Source organism: Brevibacillus brevis (genome assembly GCF_001039275.2).
GTDB classification, from domain to species: domain Bacteria; phylum Bacillota; class Bacilli; order Brevibacillales; family Brevibacillaceae; genus Brevibacillus; species Brevibacillus brevis_C.
In genome coordinates this window covers 4,852,198-4,870,000 of the sequence record NZ_CP030117.1, presented here as the reverse complement: position 1 = coordinate 4,870,000, position 17,803 = coordinate 4,852,198, and the positions used below count along the sequence as shown (strand labels likewise).

Genomic DNA, 17,803 nt, shown 5'->3' with positions numbered 1-17,803 from the left:
CCAGCTTTTGCATCCATGAATTTCCCATCATTTTGCTCCCCATACGAATCAACAGAGAAGGGGCCAGATGGGCGACGCGCAATAAGGATTGCATCACCGCTTGTGGTTGCCACGCAGTGCCACTGACAGTTGTACTAGGTGGGAGAATCATTCGATCCACCGTAATCCCGGCCAACTGCAATTCCCGGGATATCGCCACCGATAAGATATTGATTCCAATGACTACCCCGCGTTGTCCTACTCGCACGCGCTGCACATTTGTCATGACTTGAGCCGCTCCAATGGACATCACGCCAGGTAACGTCCAGCCTGGCACGGGTACGGCTGCTTCAGAAGCTCCCGTTGCGATCAGGAGCAACGGGGCTATCATTTCCCCCACTGTGGTAGAAACAATCCAGCCATCTTGAGAGTGGGTCAAATGGAACACGGAAACGCCACAACGGATCTCTACGCCAAGCTCAATCGCTTCTTGCGTGAGACGAGCAGCCTCATCCAGTCCATTCCACCATACACCGTCCGGTTCTTCGTGAAGCTGTCCAAGCAAGCGGCCTCCAGGGCGATAAAACTCATCGACTACACGAACAGCCAATCCCTGTTTGGCACTTGCAATTGCTGCGGATAAACCCGCAGGTCCAGCCCCGATGATAAGAAGGTCGATCATGCACCATGTCCTCCTTTTTTCAAGGGAGTAGGAAGGATAGAACCCGCATTCACTTGCATGCCTTCCTGCACAAGCGTCATACAAGCACGCACGGTAGGGACACCATCTACATGGACGCGACATTCATAGCAGTGACCGATATTGCAGTAAATTCCTCGCGGAGTTCCTTTTTCCTCATGCACCCGAAGCGTACGTACCCCTGCGGCCAATAGGGCTCCCGCAATCGTTTCGCCTTCGTAAGCCGTATAGACAGAGCCGTTATAATAAAAAGGAAGCTGCTTTCTGTCCCCGAGTGAACCGAGGACTGGATGGTGATCAATTCGTTGACTCATGCCCGTTGCCCCCCGAGCGTTTGAAATGAGACAGAACGAATAGGCGGTTGGTATCCAAGAGGTACAGTATGAGAAGGCGCTTGGCCAGTTACTTGCTGAATGACCTGATCGATCAATGTGCGGCAGGTTCTCCCACCGCAGCAGCCCATGCCGGCTCTGGTCCGTAGCTTTAGCTCGCGTGCGGTACATTGGTAGCTTTGAGCGGTCTCTACCAATTCAGCGAGAGTTACTTCTTCACAACGGCAGATAATCAATGGATGCGATTCCATGATGAAGCCTCCTTTCATTCTTGCTTGATAAAAATGCAAGTGTCGTGCCATGGAGAAGCGAGTGAGATCGTCCTGGCTGGCACAATACTTGCTGAATATTCTCAAAGAACTTGATCAATCACGACAAACAAAAGAGGGATGACAGAGATGGAAAAAGTAACAAGACTGCGTGAGCAATTCGATTCACTTGGGATCGACGGGATGTTGATCACCAATGGACAAAACCGCCGATACCTCACAAACTTTACAGGTACATACGGAGTTGTCCTCATTTCAAGGGACCAGGCCAAGCTCTTCACAGATTTCCGTTACACAGCCCAAGCGCAAGCACAAGCAACAGGCTTTGAGATCGTTTATTTGCCGACAAAAGAATCCGTATACAGTGAAGTAGCGCGCCAGTCGAAAGCGATGGGGATCACCCATCTTGGCTTTGAGGAGGAGAATGTCTCGTTTGCTCTGCATCGCAAATACATCGAGGCCGTCCAATCAGCCTTCATTCCGACGTCAGGTGTCATTGAGGGTTTGCGGATGATTAAGACAAAGGAAGAACTGGCGATCATCCGAACGGCTGCACAAATCGCCGATGCGGCATTTTCCCATATTACTTCTTTTCTGCGCCCTGGTATCAAAGAGCTTGCCGTGTCTAATGAATTGGAAATGTTCATGCGAAAGGAAGGGGCGTCGGGCTCTGCTTTTGACATCATTATTGCTTCTGGTTATCGTTCCGCACTTCCACATGGTGTAGCGAGTGAAAAAATGATTGAAGCGGGAGATATGGTCACGTTAGACTTTGGCGCATTGTACCAAGGGTATCGCTCTGATATTACCCGTACGGTTGCTGTTGGCACTCCTGATGAACAGCTCAAAGCCATCTACGAGATCGTTCTGGAAGCACGCAATCGGGCTGTTGCAGGCATTCGTCCTGGCATTACCGGGAAAGAGGCAGACGCCTTCGCACGGGACTACATCACGGAGCACGGCTATGGCGAGCGATTTGGACATGGGATGGGACATGGAGTGGGCCTCGATATTCATGAGGAGCCATTTATGTCTACTCGTTGCACCGCTGTTCTCCAAGAAGGCATGATTTTGACCGTGGAGCCGGGGATTTATATCCCAGAGCTTGGTGGAGTCCGTATCGAAGACGATCTGGTTGTCACAGAGAGTGGCAATGAGGTGCTGACACATTCACCGCGTGAATTGATCATTTTGTAAATGGAGAGTCAAAAGTCTTGGCCGAGTAAATGGGCTGGGGCTTTTTTTGTTTAACAGCGGTGTCTAAGATTTGAAACACAAAAAGCACTACAGTGTACAAGAAAATTTACAACAACCGTCTCTAGAACTTTGCCACTGCCGCCTTCAATTTTGGCACACCTCTTGCATTCTGATAATTCTGAAAACCATCTCTTAACGACAGAATAATGGGGGTTGATCAAATGAAAAAAAGTATGTTTGCGGTAATGAGTAGCCTGGCAGTCATGGGATTAGCGTTGGCAGGATGTGGAGGAGGACAGCCAGCAGCGAAGCCAGCCGAGCAAGCAACACAGAGTGGACAGTCGAGCTCGCAGCCAGCACCTGCCACCACAACTAAAGAACCAGCAAAAGAACAAGTTCTTCGCTGGAATCTTCACTCCGAACCACCTACAGGTGATCCTGGGCTTGCGGAAGACACGACCTCTGCTGCCATCGTCAAAGCAGTTTTTGATGGATTGACACGTATCGGGCCTTCGGGCAAACCCGAGGAAGCAGTAGCCGAGAAGATTGAAGTATCGAGTGATATGAAAACATACACCTTCAAGCTGAGAGACTCCAAGTGGAGCAACGGAGAATCGGTAACTGCGCACGATTTCGAATACGCGTGGAAGCGAGCTCTTGATCCGAAGACAGCGTCCAATTACGCCTACCAGCTCTATTACATCAAGAATGCAGAGAAGGCTAACAAAGGGACTGGCAGCTTGGATGATGTCGGCGTAAAAGCATTGGATGACAAGACCCTCCAAGTAGAGTTGACGAATCCAACCCCGTTTTTTCTGGAGCTAACTGCCTTCCAAACTTATTTCCCGGTAAATAAAAAGGTAGTCGAGGCAGATGAAAAATGGGCTGGAGAAGCTAAAACACACGTAGGAAATGGTCCATTCAAAATGGAGTCTTGGGAACACAAAAGCAAAATGGTACTCGTGAAAAACGACAACTACTGGGACAAAGATAGTGTCAAGCTGGACAAGATCGAGTTCTCGATGGTGGAGGATGAAAACACAGAGCTGTCCATGTTCGAAAACGGCGAGATTGATTGGGCAGGCAGTCCGTTAAGCTCATTGCCAACAGATGCGATGCCAGCGCTTAAAGACAGTGGAAAGCTGCAAGTGAAGCCTGTCGGTGCTACGTACTGGTACAAGTTCAATACTGAGAAACCTCCGTTCAATAACGTGAAGATTCGTAAAGCTTTTGCCTACGCCATTAACCGTCAAATCTTGATCGACAACGTACTCCAAGCGAATCAGCAGCCAGCGATGGCGGCAGTTCCTCCGACAATGGGACTCAATACGGACGGTTATTTCAAAGACAATGATCAAGAAACGGCCAAAAAGCTGTTAGAAGAAGGAATGAAAGAGCTGGGCCTCTCTAAACTTCCGCCAATCAAGCTCAGCTACAACACGTCCGAAGGGCATAAAAAGATCGCAGAAGCGATTCAGGACCAATGGCGCCAAAACCTTGGTGCAGATGTGAAGCTGGAAAATCAGGAATGGAAGGTGTACCTCGAGACCATGCACGAGGGCAACTATCAGGTCGGTCGTCTCGGCTGGTCTGGTGACTTCAACGATCCGATCAACTTCCTGGAGCTGTTCAAGGAAAAGGACGGAGGAAACAATGATACGCGTTGGGAGAATCCGAGATTCAAAGAGCTGCTGAATCAGTCGGCCACCGAGAGTGATCCGGAAAAGCGCCAGGCGATTTTGCGTGAAGCCGAGCAAATCATGATGGACGAAATGCCGATAATGCCGATCTACTTCTATACGCATACATGGGTGAAGAATGACAAGGTAAAAGGAATCTTCCAGGATGGACTAGGCGCAATCGACTGGAAATGGGCATCAATCGAATAATATTCGAATGGGGGATGGGCTATGAAAAAATGGGGAAGCGTGATAGTCGCGGCGACGTTGACTCTGTCGCTGGCTATAGCGGGATGTGCCAATCAAGGAGCTTCTACTGGAGGTGCAGACGCTAGGGAGATACTCGTTGGTGTGGTTTTACCAGTAACTGGTAACAATGCAACGGATGGAAAAGACATGCAAAACGCAATCGAAATGGCTGTCAAAAAAATAAACGACAGCGGTGGAGTTCTTGGGAAAAAATTAAAGATTGAAGTGGCTGATGATGGCTGCGATCCACAAATGGCGACGACAGCAGCCAATAAGCTAGTCTCTCAAAACGTAGTAGCTGTCGTCGGTGGCTACTGCTCAGGTGCGACACTACCCTCATCGGGTGTATTCAAAAATGCCAACATTCCCATGATCGTTCCCGCAGCCAATTCCGCCAAATTGCCCGCTCAAGGCTATGACACCCTCTTTTTGATCAATGGCCTAACCCCAGATCAAGCTCAAACCGCAGCAGATTACATGGCAGCGAACCAAGCGAAAAAAGTTGTGCTCATCCATGACAATTCTGCCTACGCCAAAGACCTGGCCGATTTTGCCAAAGCATCCGTTGAAAAATCCGGCGGAACCGTCATTGCATACGAAGCAATCAATCCCGAAGAAAAAGATTTCAGTGCGCTGGTTACAAAAATAAAAGGCCTCCAGCCGGACGCGACTTATTTTACCGGTTATTATGCGGCTGGCGGACTCATGGTCAAGCAATTCAAGCAAAAAGGCGTATCCGGTCTATTCCTCGCAGGCGATGGCTCATTCAGTGAGGACGTTATCAAGATTGCTGGTGCAGACAATGCGGAAGGGCTATTGATTACCGCGACCCCTACAGCGGAATTCATCGAGGGGGCAGAAGCGTTCACTTGTGCGTACAAGCAGGCGTACAACAACTTGGCACCGGGGCCTTTCTCAGCGTTGAGTTACAATGCGGTCAATCTGCTGGCAGATGCGATCGGGCGGGCGAACTCGACTGATCATGACGCCATCAAAAAAGCGATCAAAGAAACAAAGGATTTCAAGGCGCTCGGACAAACGATCTCGTTCAACGCCCAAAATACACTGGATACCTCCAACTTCGCCGTTTTGAAAGTGACGGGTGGCAAGTTCATGTTAGCGAAGTAGGGCATACGTCAATCATTGCCTCAAAGGAGGGTGGAGAAATGGATATTCTCGTCCAAACACTGGCGGACGGACTGGTCATCGGTGCTTTTTACAGTTTGATCGCTTTGGGCTACACGATGGTTTTTGGCATTATCAAGCTGCTCAACTTCGCGCATGGCGATTTGTACATGCTCGGTGCATTTGTCGGCTATACCTTGCTCAGCGTGCTCGGAGGAGACTCTTCCGGGGCAGGCTTGATGGGAATATTGATTGTCTTATTGCTGACGATGGTGATTGTCGGCGTCTTCGGGATGGGGATCGAGAGGGTGGCTTATCGGCCGCTCCTGTTGGCTCCACGGCTCTCTATCCTGATTACGGCAATTGGTGTCTCGCTCTTTTTGGAAAACGGCTCGATGATTGTTTGGGGGGCGCAGTATCAAGTGTATCCCTTGCAGCTTTCTCACGACGGCATTAGTCTGCTTGGAGCCAAAATCACGTATGTCCAAATCGGTCTAGTCATCATCGCGGCGCTTTTGATGCTGGGCTTGCATCTGTTCATCAATCGCTCGCTGTACGGCAAGGCTATGCGGGCGATTGCGCTCGATCAGACGGCTTGTCATTTAATGGGCATCCATGTGCATAAAGTCATTGGCTTGACCTTTTTCATCGGTGCTTCGTTGGCAGCAGGTGCAGGTACGATGGCAGGTGCTTACTACGGAACCGTCAATTTCATGATGGGCTTTATCATTGGGCTCAAGGCGTTTACGGCAGCGGTGTTGGGGGGAATCGGCAGCATTCCAGGAGCGATGCTGGGCGGGCTGCTGCTCGGGATGATGGAGACGGCCGGAACATTTATGTTCGGCGGTTCATGGAAGGACGTCGTGGCGTTTTCCCTGTTGATCTTGATTCTCGTATTGAAGCCAACGGGCATCATGGGTGAGAAAGTGACAGAGAGGATGTAGCGGATGAACCCATCTCGAAAAATAATCGCTGTTGTCCTGTTGCTCGCCGTCGCGTGTGTACTGCCGTTTTTGTCCAATAACTACTGGCTGGATGTTGCGACACTTGCCTTGTTCTACGTTGTCTTGGCCCAGGGGCTGAATGTGGTAGTCGGCTTTGCCGGATTACTCGACTTGGGCTACGCCGCCTTTTTTGCCGTAGGCGCTTATACGACAGGCATTCTGATGACGGTCTATCAATGGTCGTTTTGGCTGACCTTGCCTGTGGCCATGATATTTGCGGCTATTGTGGGTGTGATCATCGGGGCGCCAACACTTCGGCTGCGCAGTGACTACTTGGCAATCGTCACCCTCGGCTTTGGGGAAATCATTCGTATTTTAGCGATTAATCTTACTATTACCGGATCAGCTTCAGGCATTTATGGAATCCCGCGTCCTTCTATTGGGGGTTATGTTCTTGGCGGCCAAATCGACTTTTACTACTTGATCTTGATCATTGCGGTTGTGACGGTCGTGGCTGTAAAACGGTTGGGCACATCCCGCATCGGCAGGGCGTGGATGTATATCCGCGAGGACGAGGATGCTGCAGAGGCGATGGGCATTAACCGGATTAATATGAAGCTGCTGGCGTATTCGATCGGTGCTGTCATCGGGAGTTTGGCTGGTTCTGTTTTTGCTGTCAAAATGAGTGCGATTGCGCCGCTCAGCTTTAGCTTTACCCAGTCCATTATGATTCTTTTGGCAGTGGTATTGGGAGGCTTGGGCAGCATTCCCGGCGTCGTCTTGGGTGCAGTGCTGGTCATAGCGTTACCGGAGCTGCTACGCTCAGTGGAAGATTGGCGGTATTTGATCTTCGGTGCCGCGCTGGTCGCGATGATGCTGTTTCGCCCCCAAGGACTGTGGCCTGCCCGCTATGAGATGAAACGAGGCGCTAGTCGTGGCGAGACCGAGGAGGTTACGGAAGGGGGCAGCGGTAATGACGTCAAGCTTGACAGTGAAAAATGTAACGCTTAAATTCGGCGGTCTGACTGCGGTAAACGATTTGTCTTTTGTTATCAGTCCAGGCTCGATCAGCAGTATCATTGGCCCAAATGGAGCGGGGAAAACCTCCGTCTTCAACATGATCACCGGATTTTACCGTCCGACTGCGGGGCAGATCATCCTTGAAGGAAACCAGCTCGTGGGAAAAAAGCCAAGCCAAATCACACGGCTCGGCATGGCGCGAACGTTTCAAAACTTGCGGCTGTTTCCGAATTTGACGGTCTTGGATAATGTCAAATCAGGCATGCATAGCCGCACGAGCCAAACCGTCTGGGGAGCACTCTGGCAGACAAGGGCACAGCGCCTGGAGGAACAGTTGATCGAGGATACGGCAAGGGACTGTCTTCGTTTCGTGGGGATGGAAGACTCTTGCTGGCGTATTGCCAAAAACTTGCCGTATGGCGCTCAGCGTTATTTGGAAATCGCACGGGCCCTGGCTACCAAGCCGCGAGTGTTGCTCCTCGATGAGCCTGCTGCGGGGCTGAATTTTGAGGAGAAGGAAGACCTGATTGCTTTGATCAAGCGAATACGCACTCACTACAAGTTGACAGTGCTGATCATCGAGCACGATATCGGTTTGATCAAAAAAATCTCGGAAAAAGTAATCGTCCTCGACTACGGACAGAAGATCGCAGAGGGAACTCCCGAGGATGTGCTCAGCAATCCGCGTGTCGTAGAAGCCTACCTGGGAAAGGAGGAGGAGGCGATATGACACCACTTTTGACAATCCGCGGCATTCATTTGTTTTACGGGAAAATTGAAGCGCTGAAAGGCATCGACCTGCACGTGCATGAAGGAGAGATTGTCGCTTTACTAGGCAGCAATGGTGCTGGCAAGAGCACGACACTCAAAACGATTTCTGGAATCGTTCGACCAAGCCGTGGAGATGTCTTGCTTCATGGACAGAGTCTCGTAGGCTGTGCTCCTCACCAAATTGTCGAGGCAGGCATCATCCATGTACCAGAAGGCAGGCGTATTTTTGCTGGCTTGACTGTGCGTGAAAATTTGGAGCTAGGCGGTTTTACACAGAGAAAAGAGAAGGCGGTCATCGCAGAGGGGATTGAGCAGGCTTTCGCGCTGTTCCCCCGATTGAGGGAGCGAAGTGAACAAATGGGAGGTACGTTGAGTGGAGGCGAGCAGCAAATGCTCGCAATCTGCCGCGGTCTCATGGCACGTCCAAAGCTCTTGATGCTAGATGAGCCGTCGATGGGGCTCGCCCCGATTATTGTGGCTGAGATCATGAATATCATCAGAGAAATAAACAGGCAAGGAACGACGATCCTTTTGATCGAACAAAATGCCAAGGCAGCGTTGAAGCTTGCTCATCGCGGCTATGTAATGGAGACAGGGCGCATCGTCATGGAAAATAAGGCGGACGTTCTCAGGGCCGATGATTCGATCGTCAAGGCGTATTTGGGTGCGTAGGCCGACTGCACGGCTTTACGTGCCTGACGACAAAGGAGGAATCAACCATGGAATTGATCCGTATTTTGTCTGAGGTGTTGCCGCCCAAAGAGGGGCGAAGGTTTCCAGATTTTTGTTCGCGTTGGCGTGCGTTTTTGGCGTGTAAGAAGCGGCTGTAGTGGAGGGAAGAAGCGTATTTCCAGTCTACGCTTCGGCCTACGCCCCGCAAGGGGATTGACTGGACGCTCTGGAATGAACGGCGGGAGCGCTTCAAACGTAGCAGTTTCGAAGAAGTATTCCATAAGTGAAGCTGAAATTCCCCGCCATTCATTCCTACGCTGGGATGGGCTCCAGAGGCGCTTGGACTGGAAATCCGCTTCTTCCTACGCGGCTTTGCTGAAAAATGATTGCAAGTCGATCCAAGAAGGAATAGACGCGAGCATTAAATTTCCAAATGAACCACACATACTTCACAGTCGATAATTCAAGATGATCGCTAGTCAAAGGATCTACCTTGATTAACCCTAAGAAAGGTTTGAAAAGTCGGATGAACACTTACCGCTCGAAAGCCCTGTCACATGTTTGGAAGGAGACCGCCCGAACGAAGAGAGGATACAGGCGACTGGAAAACATGTGGCAGGGCTCCCCCATGCACAACCGTTAAAGGACAACATTTTTTACTTCCCCAATTTGTTATAGAGAGTGGCCCGCGATATGCCAAGTCTTTTCGCAGCGGCTTGCTTGTTGCCGTTTTCCAGCTCGATGGCTCGCAAAATGACGCGGCGCTCATGCGCTTCGATTTCTTCTTGCAACGAAAAAAGATCGGGAGGGAGCTCAATCGGGACCTGTTTCGTCTGACCTTGCAAGGAATACGGCAAATCCTCTTCTTTAATAATTCCGTCTGTCGCAAATACCACCAATCGTTCAATGGCATTTCGCAGCTCGCGAATGTTGCCTGGCCAGTCATATTGGAGCAGGTTTTGCATCACATTTTGCGAGATGGCATGAATGGGTCGGTTGTAACGTAAAGAGAATTCATAGAGAAAAAAGTGGGCGAGCTCAATCGTATCTTCAATGCGTTCGCGAAGCGGAGGAATTTTCAGCGTCACAACATTGAGCCGATAGAACAGGTCTTGACGAAACTTCCCTTCCTTCACTAACTCCTCCAAATTTTTATTCGTGGCGGCAACTACGCGGAAGTCCGCCTCAATCTGCTTGGTCCCTCCGACCGAATAATACTTTTTCTCTTGAAGCACACGAAGCAGCTTCACTTGCATATCGAGCGGCATCTCTCCAACCTCGTCGAGAAACAGCGTTCCTCCACGTGCCAGCTCAATCATTCCTTTTTTCCCTTTTTGATCCGCACCAGAAAAGGCACCTTTTTCGTACCCGAACAGCTCGCTTTCAAACAAAGTAGGCGAAATCGCACCGCAGTTGATGGCGATAAAGGGCGCATTGGAGCCTTCCCGTACATCATGCACGGCTTTGGCGAAAAGCTCCTTGCCGACGCCGCTTTCCCCTGTGATCAAGACGGTTGCTTGTGTAGCGCTGAGCTTTTGGATCATGGACTTGACATGGCGAATGGGGAGACTCGTTCCCTTGATCTGTGCAAATGGATCATGGGTCGGACTGAGCTTCGCCATTTCCTGCTGCAAATGATTCACTTTTTTATTGGCGTTCAACAGCTCCTGGTTTAGTCGGACCTGGCTCGTGATGTCGGTTTCCGCCGCGACAGCACCGATGATTTTGTCATGCAAATAGATCGGATTGGTATTGATGAGCACGACGAGATCCTCCCGCGGCTGATGCTGATGACGGTAGAGAGACTGTCCACTTTGCAGAGATTTGAGTGTTTCGAGCATTTCGAGCGGGAAAAATTCGGTGATCGGGCGACCAATCGTTTCTTTTGCTTTCAAGGAAAAGATTCGTTCAGCGCCTTCTGTCCAAACCATCACACGTGCTTTTTCATCAATGACGGATATGGATGCATCCATGGTTTTGATCATCGTCTCGAAATACGCTTCCAAGATCTCGTACGAGGCAAAAATCGCTTGTATGACTGCACCTCGATGAAGGTAGCCGACAGGGACTCCAGGCTGTTTTTCGATCAGGAGATAGTTGTGAGTAGCGAACAGACGGATGGCGTCGGCCAATGTTGAATCCAGTGTCATCACAGCAGTTGATTCCCAAGGGGCTTGTGTACAATCGATCGTCAAATGGGTGGTTAAATGGGTGGAATCGGCGACATGCCAGCCGGTTTGATGCTGGGCAAAAACAGGAATCGTTTCGTCCAATGGAGGAGGGAGAAGTTCTTGATCGTTGAAAATCCGCATGTTTGTCTGGATCAACTCGGTTAAGGCAGGAAGTTTGTGATTCAACTCGATCATCCCTTTTAAAAGAGGTTGTTCAAGTGTATAAAATTTTGAACATTTTCTCATTTATTATACATTCGCTCTCTCAGTTGTCAAAGAATTTAGACGAAATATTTTGGAAATCTCGCTTGGAACGATTGGCATGGCTTTTGCAAAAAAGAGGAAGAGAGTAGCAGAAAACGCATTTGAGGAGAATCAGCATGACAGTACAAACCCATGTGCAGATTGCGGTAATCGGCGGTGGCATCATCGGTGCGGCGATTGCGTATTACGCTGCGAAGGCTGGATTGGATGTCGTTGTCCTGGAAAAAGGCGAGCTGGCATCAGGGACGTCCTCGCGCTGTGACGGGAATATTTTGGCGATTGACAAGGACCCCGGCTTTGACAGTCAGATGTCTCTGAAAAGCCAGATGCTCGTTGATCAGCTAAGCCGGGAGCTGGACCATACGTTTGAATATCGGGCACCGGGGAGTATTCTCGTCTGCGAATCTGAGGCTGAGATGGAAGCCGCTCATGAATGGGTGCGACGGCAAAAAGAAGCAGGTTTGCCGTTTCGGATGCTGGACCGGGCGGATATTCGGCAGGAGTCGCCTTACTTTGCCGACGACTTGCTGGGAGGCTTGGAGTGCGCCACCGATTCTACCGTCAATCCGTATATGCTGACCTTTGCCCTGTTTGAAGGAGCGAAAAAGCATGGAGCGAGGATCATGCGCCGTACTGAGGTCAAGTCGCTCAGACGTGATCAGGCGACGGGAACGTTTCACATCGGGCTTGGAACAGGCAGCATGACAGCCAAGCAGGTCGTCAACGCGGCGGGGGTGTGGGCGCCAGTCATTGGCGAAATGGTCGGGGTGGATATTCCGATCGTTCCGCGCAAAGGGCATTTGATCGTCGCCTCGAGACAGATGCCTGTCGGCGTACGAAAGGTGATGGAGTTCGGCTATCTCATTTCGAAGTTTGGCGGCGTGCGACAAGTAGACGAGGAGACAGAGAAGTACGGAGTCGCGCTCGTTTTTGAACCGACAGAAAGCCAGAACTTCTTGATTGGCTCCAGTCGTCAGTTTGTAGGCTTCGATACGCGGATTGATCTGAATGTCGTCAGGTGCATGGCGAGAAGGGCACTGCGCTTTTATCCGAAGATCGCCGACTTCGCTATCATCCGCACGTATTGCGGTTTACGCCCGTGGACAGAGGATCACTTGCCGATTATTTCTCGCGTAGAGGAAGTTCCCGGTTACTTCATCGCGGCAGGTCATGAAGGAGATGGAATCAGTCTGGCTGCGGTCACAGGCAAGCTGGTGTCCGAGATGCTAGTCGATCAGACAGACACGATCATTCCGACAGAGCCGCTGCGATTGGACCGGTTTACGAAAAAAGGAGTGTTGCATCCATGAAAGCAACGAGGGTGTTTACCACCATTGACACGCATACCGGGGGAAACCCTACCCGCACGGTAATCAGTGGTCTGCCAAAGCTTACCGGAGGCACGATGGGAGAAAAAATGCTCCAGATGAAGGCCGAGTACGACTGGATTCGCACGTTTTTGATGTATGAGCCGCGCGGGCATGATGTGATGTCTGGGGCCTTGATCGTTGACCCATGCCATCCGGATGCAGATGTAGGCGTGATTTATATCGAGACAGGCGGATACTTGCCGATGTGCGGTCACGATACGATCGGTCTATGTACCGCGCTGGTGGAGACAGGCATGATTCCTGTGACTGAGCCGGTGACAAAGCTTACGCTCGATACGCCAGCAGGACTGGTCGTGGTAGACATACAGGTAGAGGGAGGGAAAGCCAAGGAAGTATCGTTTGTGAACATTCCAGCCTTCCTCTATGAAAAAGATGTGACTGTAGAAGTAGAAGGGATTGGCGCGGTGACCTGCGATATTGCGTACGGTGGAAACTTTTATGCCATCACAGATGCACGCAAGCTCAATCTCGAACTGACGCCAGCCCATGCATCCACCATTGTCGATACGGCTGTCACGATTCGAAAAGCGATTAATCAGGTCATGGAGATCGTTCATCCAGAGAAGCCGTTTATACGCGGATTGACCCACGTGGAGTTCTATACGTCCCCTGACAATCCGGGAGCGGATGCGAAAAATACCGTCGTCGTACCCCCGGGCGGAATAGATCGATCGCCATGTGGAACCGGCACTTCCGCCAAGCTGGCGACCCTGTTTGCTAAAGGGGAGATCGGGATAGACGAACCGTTTGTGCATGAGAGCATCGTCGGTTCTCTGTTTACAGGAAGAGTGCTGGAGGTGACGGAGGAAGGGGGGCTGCCTGCTGTCATCACCCGAATTGCAGGCTCGGCCTGGCTGATGGGCAAGCATACGATTTTTTACAATCCGGAAGACGAGTTGGCGAATGGCTTTTTACTCATCCCAGCCGCAACGGATCATTAAAACAAAACCCAAATGGGAGAGGAGAATGAAAATGGCAAGATTTGAAGGGGTGTACGTGGCGATTGTCACGCCGTTTACAAACGATTATGAGGTGGATTACAAACGTTTGGCAGAATTGTGTGACTGGTTGATTCAGGAGGGCGTAGACGGATTGGTTCCATCCGGTTCGCTGGGAGAATACGCAACAATGACAGGAGAAGAGCGGGCAAAAGTCATTCATACCGTGATCGCTGCCGCAAAAGGTCGAGTACCGGTGGTCGTAGGCTCTGCTGCTCCGTCTACTCGTCAAGCAGTGGAATGGGTGCAATTCTCCAAGGATGCGGGAGCAGCAGGCGTGATGGCCTTGCCCCCGATTAACTACAAGCCATTGGAAAATGAAGTGTTTGCCCACTACGAGGCACTGAACACTGTCGGGCTGCCGATTATTGCTTATAACAATCCTCACGACTACAAAATCGACCTGACACCGGACATTTTGGCAAGACTGGCGAAGTTCGAAAATATCGTCGCTGTGAAAGAATTCTCCGGTGATGTACGCCGCATACAGGACATTCTCGCCCAGACGGACTTGGAAGTGATGGTTGGTGTAGATGATCTCGTCATGGAGGGCGGCTTGATCGGGGCAACAGGCTGGATTTCGGGTGTGCCGAATGCGCTGCCAAAAGAAGGAGTAGAGCTGTTCCGTCTGGCACGGGCAGGCAAGCTCAGTGAAGCACAAGCGCTTTATCGTCGTTTGTTGCCACTGTTCCACTACGATGCGAGTCCACAATTGGTACAGTCGATTAAATACATGATGGAGCTGGCGAATTTCCCAGTAGGGCCGACTCGTCCGCCGCGTTTGCCGCTGTCTGAAGAATACTACGCAGGCATTAAAAAGGCGTTTGACTACGCTGTCGGCGCTGCAAGCGGACGGTAAGGGGGGACGGGCAGGATGCACAGCAAAAACTGGATTGGCGGCGAATGGATGACGCCGTCAGGGAAGGAACTAACGGTCAAAAACCCGTCGTGTATCACAGAAGAAGTCGGCGTTCTGCACCTGTCTGATCGGTCACACGTTTTTGCGGCTGAACAGGCAGCTCATGCGGCACAGATCGGCTGGGCAAAACAAACGGGTGCAGCTCGTGGCGAAATCCTTTTTCAAATGGCTGCCGCCTTGGAGGCAAATGCAGACAGCTTGGCACAACTGGCAAGCCGGGAAATGGGCAAGCAGCTTGGCGAGATGCGCGGAGAAGTGGCACGCGGGGTCAGTCTGTTACGCTATTATGCCGGAGAAGGGATGCGTTCCAACGGCAACCTGATTCCTTCTTCAGATACGAACGTTTTGCAATACAGCCGTCGTGTCCCGCTCGGAGTCGTGGCGGTCATCACACCATGGAACTTCCCCGTTGCGATCCCTATCTGGAAGATCGCTCCTGCACTCATTTGCGGGAACACAGTCATCTGGAAGCCGGCGGAAAATGGTTCTCTTACAGCGACACGACTAGCTGAAATATTTGCGGAAACGAAGCTGCCTGCGGGTGTGCTGAATCTGGTGATTGGCAAGGGCCGCGAGATCGGCAATACCCTCACGAATGAAGCCGAAGTCGATGCGGTCAGCTTTACAGGCTCATCGGAAACAGGCAGACAGATTGCCATCGCGTGCGCGGGTCGCAATATGAAATATCAGACTGAAATGGGCGGAAAAAATGCGGCAGTCGTTTTGGCTGATGCGGATCTGGATAAAACCGTTCCGATTTTGCTCAGCGGCGCGTTTCGTTCGGCTGGTCAAAAATGTACGGCTACCAGCAGGATCATTGTAGAGAAGGCGATTTACCAGCCACTGGTCGAGCGGCTGCAATCGGCTATGGAGATGTGCCGGGTAGGAGATGCCAGCGATCTGGAAGCGTATTTGGGTCCTGTTGCCTCGGCTGCACAGTATGAGACGGTTGGGAAGTTCATCGCATTGGCTAATGAGGAAGCGACAGTCATTGCCCAAAGCCCATCATATGCAAAAGAGGAGCAAGGCTATTACATCCGCCCTCAAATTGTCGAGGGTGTCGCTGCCAATCATCGGCTCGTTCAGGAGGAAGTGTTCGGACCATTGGCTGTGCTTTTGACAGCTGACGGTTTTGACGAGGCGGTGGAGCTGTGCAACCAGTCTGTATACGGACTGAGCGCTTCGCTGTTCACCCGAGATTTGGCGAGTGCCCATCGCTTCTTAGATGTGGCGCAGGCGGGGATGGTTCGGGTCAATCAGGAGACGGCGGGTGTGGAATACCAGGCTCCATTTGGTGGCATGAAGCTATCCAGCTCACATACACGGGAGCAGGGGCAGGCGGCGCTTGATTTCTACAGTACGACGAAAACATGCGCGATCAAATACGCGTGGTGATCCATCGAGCTTTTCGCCAATCGCATAAAAAGGTGAGGATGTTATGCACATCAATCAGTTGTTTACGACGATAGAGGCCCATACCGGGGGGGAGCCGCTGCGCATCATAACAGGCGGCATCCCACCGCTCGCGGGCGAGACGATTCTGGAGAAGCGACGATACTTTCGGGAGGAGCTGGATCATATCCGGCGGGTACTCATGTATGAACCGCGCGGGCATCATGGTATGTACGGCTGTGTCATGACAGAGCCCGTTAGCCCAGATGCGGCATTTGGAGTGCTGTTCATGCATAACGAGGGCTACAGTACCATGTGCGGACATGGAGTCATTGCGGTAGTGACGGCTGCCATTGAGACGGGAGTACTTCGGCTGGAAGTTCCAACAGAGCCTATTGTGATTGACAGTCCGGCAGGAAGAATTATTGCACACGCCACTGTGAAAGAATCGCTGGTCCATTCCGTCTCGTTTGAAAATGTCCCTTCCTTTGTCTTGGCACAAGATGTTCCTATTGAATGGGGCGGACGTGCTTTTTCAGTGGACATTTCTTTTGGAGGAGCATTCTATGCAGTCGTACAGGCAGAAGATATCGGGGTTCAGGTGGATATCGAACAATTGGCCGAGCTGCAAGAGTGGGGCAGACGAATCAAGGATCAAATCGAGGCGAAAATGGAGGTGGTTCATCCGTTGGAGCCTGAGCTCAAAGGAATTTACGGGGTGATTATCTCGGATAAGCCGAGAGTGGAAGGATCAGACCTGCGCAACGTGACAATTTTCGCCGATAAGCAGATCGACCGCTCCCCATGTGGTACAGGTACTGCGGCTCGCGTAGCCACCTTGCATGCACGAGGGAAGCTGGCTGCTGGAGAATCGTTTGTGCATGAAGGAATTGTCGGGAGCCAGTTTATCGGCAAGGTGGTAGCAACCACGCAGGTGGGGAGTTATCCGGCTGTCATCCCGAGCATAGAAGGCAAGGCGTTCATCACAGGTCTGCATCAATTTGTCGTTGACCCTTCGGACCCGCTGAAAGACGGATTTTTGCTGCGATAGGATCGTTTGCTAGAAACAAGAGGTTGCCGATCACAGGTAGCCTCTTGTTCATCCCCCAAAAAGCCTGGTCACAATACTGCCACGCATTGGGACATCAGCATTTTTCCCCTTCTTCTGGTATAATGGACAAGATTGAATTTAGGAGTAAAGGGGTTGAATTTTTTGCCGTACAAAGCGTTAATTGAAGCGCATGTGGGTAGCTGGGAAGTTGCGTTCGTGCTCTTGATCGTTGCCTACATCCTGTATCGCGTGGGTAAAGCAAAAGCAGGCAAGATCGTACATATGCTGCTCAGACTCATGATGGTCATCATTCTTGTATCGGGAGCTTGGATGCTTTTCGTGGGTCACGCAACGGATTTCTATTACTACGTGAAGGGCATCATCGCAGTTATTGCCTTCGGTTTGATGGAAATGTCCTTGGGCAAAGCAAAGCGACAAGAAGGCAGCATCGGCTTCTTCATCGGCTGTATTGTCGTTTTGGTGCTGGTTATTCTGCTTGGCTATCGCGTATTTATGTAAGGTAGGCCATAAAGGAAGGAAGAGGGTTTCCTCGCAAGAAATATTTGCGGGTGAAAGCCCTTTTTTTGTTTGGACGGGCACGGACAAGCCAATTAGCAACGGAAGGGCGGGGGCCATATCACTCTATGCACATATGTTAGAGGGGAGAGGTGAGGAAGAAA

General features: G+C 51.1%; 17 protein-coding genes (1 of these 17 cut by a window edge). 13 read left to right on the top strand and 4 right to left on the bottom strand.

Going from position 1 to position 17,803, the window contains the following annotated elements; genetic code table 11:
* The 3 genes in view from AB432_RS23505 to AB432_RS23495 are tightly spaced (each overlapping or abutting the next) and all read right to left on the bottom strand, a layout consistent with a single transcriptional unit that may run on beyond the window.
* Window positions 1-661 carry the 5' portion of an NAD(P)/FAD-dependent oxidoreductase gene (locus AB432_RS23505; protein WP_048034337.1) on the bottom strand. Its footprint begins 545 nt before the window's first position, so only the first 661 of its 1,206 coding nucleotides appear in the window; the start codon lies at window positions 659-661; the stop codon falls past the left edge of the window.
* A complete protein-coding gene (locus AB432_RS23500) occupies window positions 658-993 on the bottom strand; it encodes a (2Fe-2S)-binding protein (RefSeq protein WP_017252217.1) in 336 nt (111 codons plus the stop codon). The genes AB432_RS23505 and AB432_RS23500 overlap by 4 nt, the downstream gene beginning before the upstream one ends.
* Entirely contained in the window at window positions 990-1,262 is a 273-nt protein-coding gene (locus tag AB432_RS23495) for a (2Fe-2S)-binding protein (protein ID WP_048034336.1), read from the bottom strand. The genes AB432_RS23500 and AB432_RS23495 overlap by 4 nt, the downstream gene beginning before the upstream one ends.
* Window positions 1,263-1,409: 147 nt before the next feature.
* On the opposite strand from AB432_RS23495, the gene AB432_RS23490 reads away from it, so the two are divergent.
* From AB432_RS23490 to AB432_RS23460, 7 genes are all read left to right on the top strand, one after another.
* A complete protein-coding gene (locus AB432_RS23490) occupies window positions 1,410-2,477 on the top strand; it encodes a M24 family metallopeptidase (protein ID WP_048034335.1) in 1,068 nt (355 codons plus the stop codon).
* A gap of 221 nt (window positions 2,478-2,698) precedes the next feature.
* On the top strand, window positions 2,699-4,366 hold the full coding sequence (locus tag AB432_RS23485; protein WP_048034334.1) for a peptide ABC transporter substrate-binding protein: 1,668 nt from the start codon (window positions 2,699-2,701) through the stop codon (window positions 4,364-4,366).
* 21 nt (window positions 4,367-4,387) lie between these two features.
* Window positions 4,388-5,533 carry a branched-chain amino acid ABC transporter substrate-binding protein gene (locus AB432_RS23480; RefSeq protein WP_048034333.1) on the top strand — a complete coding sequence of 382 codons (1,146 nt, stop codon included), beginning with the start codon at window positions 4,388-4,390 and terminating at the stop codon, window positions 5,531-5,533.
* A gap of 38 nt (window positions 5,534-5,571) precedes the next feature.
* Window positions 5,572-6,474, top strand: a complete 903-nt coding sequence (locus AB432_RS23475; protein ID WP_048034332.1) for a branched-chain amino acid ABC transporter permease — start codon at window positions 5,572-5,574, stop codon at window positions 6,472-6,474.
* 3 nt (window positions 6,475-6,477) lie between these two features.
* Window positions 6,478-7,485 carry a branched-chain amino acid ABC transporter permease gene (locus AB432_RS23470; protein WP_048034331.1) on the top strand — a complete coding sequence of 336 codons (1,008 nt, stop codon included), beginning with the start codon at window positions 6,478-6,480 and terminating at the stop codon, window positions 7,483-7,485.
* The gene (locus AB432_RS23465; protein WP_048034330.1) at window positions 7,448-8,224 is read left to right on the top strand and encodes an ABC transporter ATP-binding protein; all 777 of its coding nucleotides are present in this window, start codon (window positions 7,448-7,450) and stop codon (window positions 8,222-8,224) included. The genes AB432_RS23470 and AB432_RS23465 overlap by 38 nt, the downstream gene beginning before the upstream one ends.
* Window positions 8,221-8,937, top strand: a complete 717-nt coding sequence (locus AB432_RS23460) for an ABC transporter ATP-binding protein (protein WP_048034329.1) — start codon at window positions 8,221-8,223, stop codon at window positions 8,935-8,937. The genes AB432_RS23465 and AB432_RS23460 overlap by 4 nt, the downstream gene beginning before the upstream one ends.
* 656 nt (window positions 8,938-9,593) lie before the next feature.
* Here the strand turns inward: AB432_RS23460 and AB432_RS23450 are convergent.
* Window positions 9,594-11,354, bottom strand: coding sequence for a sigma-54 interaction domain-containing protein (locus AB432_RS23450; RefSeq protein ID WP_048034328.1), 1,761 nt, complete (start codon window positions 11,352-11,354; stop codon window positions 9,594-9,596).
* A gap of 134 nt (window positions 11,355-11,488) precedes the next feature.
* Between AB432_RS23450 and AB432_RS23445 the strand changes: the two genes are divergently transcribed.
* The 6 genes from AB432_RS23445 to AB432_RS23420 all read left to right on the top strand — a co-directional run bounded on the left by AB432_RS23445 (window position 11,489) and on the right by AB432_RS23420 (window position 17,642).
* Window positions 11,489-12,682, top strand: a complete 1,194-nt coding sequence (locus AB432_RS23445; protein ID WP_048034327.1) for an NAD(P)/FAD-dependent oxidoreductase — start codon at window positions 11,489-11,491, stop codon at window positions 12,680-12,682.
* Window positions 12,679-13,704 carry a 4-hydroxyproline epimerase gene (locus AB432_RS23440; protein WP_048034326.1) on the top strand — a complete coding sequence of 342 codons (1,026 nt, stop codon included), beginning with the start codon at window positions 12,679-12,681 and terminating at the stop codon, window positions 13,702-13,704. The genes AB432_RS23445 and AB432_RS23440 overlap by 4 nt, the downstream gene beginning before the upstream one ends.
* Window positions 13,705-13,735: 31 nt before the next feature.
* Entirely contained in the window at window positions 13,736-14,620 is an 885-nt protein-coding gene (locus AB432_RS23435) for a dihydrodipicolinate synthase family protein (protein WP_048034325.1), read from the top strand.
* A 15-nt stretch (window positions 14,621-14,635) separates the two neighbouring features.
* Window positions 14,636-16,075 carry an aldehyde dehydrogenase family protein gene (locus AB432_RS23430; RefSeq protein ID WP_048034324.1) on the top strand — a complete coding sequence of 480 codons (1,440 nt, stop codon included), beginning with the start codon at window positions 14,636-14,638 and terminating at the stop codon, window positions 16,073-16,075.
* Between the two features lie 43 nt (window positions 16,076-16,118).
* Window positions 16,119-17,123 carry a proline racemase family protein gene (locus tag AB432_RS23425; RefSeq protein ID WP_048034323.1) on the top strand — a complete coding sequence of 335 codons (1,005 nt, stop codon included), beginning with the start codon at window positions 16,119-16,121 and terminating at the stop codon, window positions 17,121-17,123.
* Between the two features lie 153 nt (window positions 17,124-17,276).
* A complete protein-coding gene (locus tag AB432_RS23420; RefSeq protein ID WP_007715853.1) occupies window positions 17,277-17,642 on the top strand; it encodes a YisL family protein in 366 nt (121 codons plus the stop codon).
* The last annotated feature ends 161 nt before the right edge of the window (window positions 17,643-17,803 follow it).